The organism is [Flexibacter] sp. ATCC 35208 (genome assembly GCF_001975825.1).
GTDB lineage: Bacteria > Bacteroidota > Bacteroidia > Chitinophagales > Chitinophagaceae > Chitinophaga.
The window spans coordinates 1-5459 of sequence record NZ_MTKN01000137.1 but is presented as its reverse complement, the minus strand read 5'-3'; the positions used below and the strand labels follow the sequence as shown (position 1 = coordinate 5459).

Sequence of the window (5459 nt, the reverse complement as noted above, 5' to 3'; positions counted from 1 at the left end):
ACGAACTATTTTCAAAGAAAGAAGGCTAAGTTGTGATGACTGAAGGGGTGCTTGTTGATCATTATCACCCCATGTTATGATCACAAGCACATTTTATCCCTCCCGGGGATAATACCTTCACATATTATGAAAACAAATCAGGACATTACCTTATCGCCTGATCTGCAAAGCCACAGTGCTGGCACCGGCCCTACAAGGACACAACATCCTGTATACGCCAACCTGCTGCCACCCTGCAACAACACCTGTCCGGCAGGTGAAAACATTCAAGGGTGGCTGTCGCTGGCCCAGGCCGGCCGTTATGAAGCTGCCTGGCGCACGATCATGGAAGACAACCCATTTCCTGCCGTCATGGGCAGGGTTTGCTATCACACCTGTGAGGTGCAATGCAATCGAACGCAAATTGACAGTGCTGTCAATATCCACGCTGTAGAAAGATTTCTTGGAGACGAAGCCCTGCATAAAGGCTGGACCATCGCTACCCCTCCGTCTACCGGCAAGCGGGTATTGATAGTCGGCGCCGGCCCTGCAGGCCTCTCTGCCGCCTATCACCTGAGGCGTAAGGGACATGAGGTGGAAATTCATGAAGCCGGTCCTATTGCCGGTGGAATGATGCACTTTGGTATCCCCGCTTATCGCCTGCCCCGTCATGAACTGGATCAGGAAGTAGCACGCATCTGTAAAATGGGCGTTTCTGTCGAGTATAATCATAAAGTAGAAGACCTGTTGCACGAAAAAGAACAGGGCAAATTTGACGCTGTATTCCTCGCTATTGGTTCCCACCTTTCTAAAAAAGTAGACCTTCCTGCCAAAGATGCTTTCAAAATGATGGACGCTATCTCATTCCTGAAACAGGTGGAAGAGGGCGATGCACCACAACTGGGCCGCCGTGTAGCTATTTATGGTGGTGGAAACACTGCAATGGATGCCGCCCGTACTGCAAAACGACTGGGTGTGGAAGATACCATGATCATTTATCGTCGCGACCGGGCCAATATGCCTGCCCACGATTTTGAAGCACAGGAAGCCCTCGAAGAAGGTGTGAATATTCACTGGTTACGCTCTATCAAATCGGTAGATGGCATGACGATGACGGTAGAAGTGATGGAACTGGTAGACGGCAAACCTGTGCCTACAGGTCGCTTTGAAACACTGGAAGCAGACTCCCTCATCATGGCCCTGGGCCAGGAAACAGATACCGGTTTTCTGAAAAATATACCCGGCATTACATTCACTCCAGATGATAATGTGTGCGTAGACAGCAGTATGATGACGGGTTATCCCGGCATATTTGCAGGTGGTGATATGGTGCCTGGCGAAAGAAATGTAACGATCGCTATAGGGCACGGCAAAAAGACAGCCCGTTATATAGACGCTTACCTGAATAACGAAGCGTATACACCATCAGCCAAATCTCCTCTTATTGGATACGAAAAACTACATCGCTGGTACCGCACCTATGCCCCTCAGGGTGCCCAGGTGGTAAGACCTGCGGAAGACCGTATCGCTGGTTTTGACGAAGTAACCTACGGCCTTAAGGAAAAAGAAGTACTGTTTGAAGCCCGCCGGTGTTTGTCCTGTGGCAATTGCTTTGAATGCGATGGCTGCTTTGGCGCCTGTCCGCAAAAGGCAATCACAAAACTGGGACCGGGCAATGGCTATTCCTTCAATTATGATATTTGCACCGGCTGCGCAGTGTGTAGCGAGCAGTGTTCCTGCCATGCAATCGAAATGGTACCCGGAGCGTAAATCAACCTCACTATGACACAAGAGACTACACCAGTTATTGCTACGCTGGACGGCAACGAAGCCGTGGCATATATCGCGTATCGCGTTAATGAAGTATGTGCAATTTATCCGATCACGCCTTCTTCTACCATGTCAGAACTGGCAGATGAATGGGCGGCGAAAGGATTGAAAAATATCTGGGGCCAGGTGCCGGATGTAATAGAAATGCAAAGCGAAGGTGGTGCCGCCGGTGTGGTACACGGCGCTTTGCAGGCTGGCGCATTGACCACCACTTTTACAGCATCACAGGGTCTGATGCTCATGTTACCTAATATGTACAAGATAGCCGGAGAGCTGACCTGTGCTGTGTTTCATGTGGCTGCAAGGTCACTGGCTGCACAGGCATTGTCTATCTTCGGTGATCATAGCGATGTGATGGCGGCACGTACTACAGGGTTTGCCATGTTATCGTCTGCTTCTGTGCAGGAAGCGCATGATATGGCGCTGATTAGTCAGGCAGCAACGCTACGTACACGTATTCCATTCATGCATTTTTTTGATGGATTCCGTACTTCGCATGAAATAAATAAGATACAACTGATACCCGATACCCAGATCAAAAGTATGATCAGTGATACACTCGTGAGCGAACATCGTGCACGTAGTCTGAATCCTGATCAGCCTTTTATAAGAGGTACTGCACAGAACCCGGATGTATATTTTCAGGGTCGTGAAACGGTGAATCCTTTTTATTCAGCGGCTCCTGTCATCGTGCAGGATGCCATGAATCAGTTGGGAGAATTGACCGGTCGGCAGTATCAGCTGTTTGAATATTATGGCCATCCGCAAGCAGAGAGAGTGGCAGTGGTCATGGGTTCCGGTGGAGAAGTATTGAAAGAAACCGTACGTATACTGAAGGACAATGGTGAAAAAGTAGGTGTAATATTGGTACGGTTATTCCGCCCTTTCTCCGGCGAACACCTGTTATCAGCACTGCCTGATACGGTTGAAAAGATCGTAGTACTGGATCGTACCAAGGAACCCGGTGCTGCGGGAGAACCATTGTACCAGGATATCATTACGCACATCTGTCAGGCATATACAGCAGGTCGTTTGTCAAAACTACCACGTATTATCGGCGGTCGTTATGGCTTATCTTCAAAAGAGTTTACACCAGCAATGGCGAAAGCGGTGCTGGATGAACTCAAAAATCCGGTACCCAAACATGGATTTACGATCGGTATCAATGATGATGTCACTTATACAAGTATTGAATACGACAACGCTTTCCATATCGAACCGTCAGACAGGGTCTGCGCGCTGTTTTATGGATTAGGTGCGGATGGTACAGTAGGTGCGAATAAGAATAGTATCAAGATTATCGGTGAGGAAACCGACCTCTATGCACAGGGATATTTTGTATACGACTCACGTAAATCAGGTACGCAAACGGTTTCTCACCTGCGATTTGGGAAAGATCCTATCCGTGCGCCATGGTTGGTAGACAAAGCTGATTTTATTGCCTGTCACAAATACAATTTTATCAGTAAGACTGATATGTTGCAGAGTGCAAGGCCAGGTGCTACTTTCCTGTTGAATAGCCCATATCCTGCGGAGGAAGTGTGGGATCATCTGCCACGTATGGTGCAGGATCAATTGATAGATAAACAGATGAAGCTGTTTGTGATCGATGCCTCCAAAGTAGCTGCTGCAGCTGGTATGGGACAACGTATCAATACGATTATGCAGACCTGCTTTTTCGCGCTATCTAATGTATTGCCAGCCGATGAAGCGATTGAACAGATTAAGAAATTCATCCGCAAATCTTATCTGGCAAAAGGCGAAGCCATTGTACAGAAGAATTTCAAGGCTGTGGATGATACACTGGCACATCTGGTACGTGTAAACTTACCAGCGAGTGCTACAGGTTCATTGCCGATGGATGATGGCATTCCTGCAGAGGCACCTGCTTTTGTACAGGAAGTAACAGCGATGTTGCTGGAAGGGAAAGGCGATCTGTTGCCAGTGAGTAAAATGCCAATAGATGGGACTTATCCAACTGGTACCACGAAGTGGGAGAAAAGAAATATTGCAGATGATGTACCGGTATGGGAATCTGATAGCTGTATACAATGTGGTAACTGTAGCTTTGTGTGTCCGCATAGTGTGATCCGTTCTAAATTCTATCATGAATCTTACCTGGAAAAAGCACCTGAAGGTTTCCCATCTGCTGCCATCAATGCAAGAGGTTTTCCTGAAACAAGATATACCTTACAGGTATATTTAGAAGATTGTACCGGGTGTAAACTCTGTGTACAGGCTTGTCCTGTGGTAGATATCAAAGATGCTTCCAGAAAGGCGATCAATATGACGCCAAAGCCTTCACTGGCCACTGGCCGTGAGCATATCCGCTTCTTTGAAAGTATGCCGGTGAACAATCGTGCAGAACTTGATTTCTCTACAGTGAGAGGCGCGCAATTCCTGGAACCATTATTTGAGTTCTCTGGTGCATGTGCTGGTTGTGGTGAAACACCTTATGTGAAGTTGCTGACGCAGTTGTATGGTGATAGATTACTGGTAGCAAATGCAACAGGATGTTCTTCTATTTATGGTGGTAACTTACCGACTACACCATGGTCTGTGAACAAAGATAAACGTGGTCCGGCATGGTCCAATTCCCTCTTTGAAGACAATGCAGAGTTTGGATTAGGGATGCGTGTGGCGGCAGATAAACAGTGGGAAATAGCACAGACATTGTTATTATCATTGCAACCTGTATTGGAGAATGATGTATTGGTAGATGCAATCCTGCATGCACCACAACAATTGGAATCACACATTGCCGAACAACGCGATAGAGTAGGTGTGCTGAAACAAAAACTACATGCACTCCGTGGAAATGCATTGGCGGCACAATTACTGGCAGTTGCAGATCATCTGGTAAAGAGAAGTGTATGGTTGATAGGTGGTGATGGATGGGCGTATGATATTGGTTCTTCAGGATTAGATCATGTGCTGTCTACAGGACGTAATGTAAATATACTGGTGTTAGATACAGAAGTATATTCCAATACAGGTGGCCAGATGTCAAAAGCGACACCTACAGCTGCGATCGCAAAATTTGCAGCAGCAGGGAAAAAAGTAGGTAAGAAAGATCTGGCCATGCAGGCGATCTCTTATGGCAATGTATATGTAGCGCAGATTGCAATGGGTGCAAATCCACAGCAAACATTGCTGGCATTGCGCGAGGCAGAAGCTTATAAAGGCCCCTCCCTGATTTTGGCATATAGTCATTGCATTGCGCATGGTATAGATATGGAGAAAGGATTGACGCAGCAACAGCTGGCAGTGTCCAGTGGGTATTGGCCATTGATCAGGTATAATCCGGCACTGCGTGAGGCTGGTAAAAATCCTTTTGTATTGGATTCACCAAGACCAGCCGTGTCATTTACAGATTATGCTTACAATGAGACTAGGTACAAAGCACTGGCTACAGCGAATCCTGCAGAGGCGAAAAGATTGATGGGATTGGCGCAGGAGTTGGTGACACTGAGGTATAAGAGTTATGAGAATATGGCTACTTGGAAGGCGGAAGAGTTTGCGCCGGTGGCATAATAAATGAGTTTACGCCAGTGGTATAATAAAGGAGTTTTACGCCGGTGGCAAAATTTACTTTAGAGAAGTGGTATTTAGGCAGCCATCAGCAGAAATGAGCGTGTATTCTATGTTGA

Annotated in this window: 2 protein-coding genes; both read left to right on the top strand. The window is 46.9% G+C overall.

What is annotated here, in order from left to right; translation table 11 throughout:
* The first annotated feature begins 126 nt into the window (after window positions 1-126).
* Window positions 127-1749: an NAD(P)-binding protein gene (locus BW716_RS34345; RefSeq protein WP_083730566.1), complete on the top strand. Its 1623-nt coding sequence runs from the start codon at window positions 127-129 to the stop codon at window positions 1747-1749.
* A gap of 12 nt (window positions 1750-1761) precedes the next feature.
* Window positions 1762-5343, top strand: a complete 3582-nt coding sequence (nifJ, locus tag BW716_RS34340) for a pyruvate:ferredoxin (flavodoxin) oxidoreductase (protein ID WP_083730565.1) — start codon at window positions 1762-1764, stop codon at window positions 5341-5343.
* Window positions 5344-5459: the final 116 nt, after the last annotated feature.

Coding starts and splice junctions, on each gene's coding strand:
- BW716_RS34345 (WP_083730566.1), top strand. CDS start 127: ATGAAAACAAATCAGGACATTACCTTATCGCCTGATCTGCAAAGCCAC.
- nifJ (WP_083730565.1), top strand. CDS start 1,762: ATGACACAAGAGACTACACCAGTTATTGCTACGCTGGACGGCAACGAA.